We start from the raw sequence: 291 nt of genomic DNA on the forward strand, positions 1-291 counted from the left end.
TACGTCTACGGCTACCCCATGGTCGCCAGCTATCAGGCCCTGTACGCCACGAACATCGATTCCGCCAGCCCGCAGTATCGCGGCCCCTTCAACACGCTGCACCTTGATGCGCGGGGGGGCACGCCGGAAGACGCCGGCCTCGCGGCGCCCGATCTCGACACCGCCAGGTCGTCCGCCGTGCTGGATCTGCGGGCCGAGCCGGTCGTCATCAGCGTTCCTCCCATGGAATCGCGGCGCTACTTCGCGCTGCAGCTGACTGACCTGTACGGCCAGAACTTTGCCTATATCGGC

Annotated in this window: 1 protein-coding gene; it reads left to right on the forward strand. The window is 66.3% G+C overall.

The window, feature by feature from the left end:
* Positions 1-18 precede the first annotated feature (18 nt).
* On the forward strand, positions 19-291 hold a 273-nt coding region (locus SB751_RS29495; RefSeq protein WP_410748962.1), incomplete at its 3' end, for a DUF1254 domain-containing protein.

The organism is Cupriavidus sp. SIMBA_020, from assembly GCF_046535395.1.
Lineage (GTDB): Bacteria > Pseudomonadota > Gammaproteobacteria > Burkholderiales > Burkholderiaceae > Cupriavidus > Cupriavidus campinensis.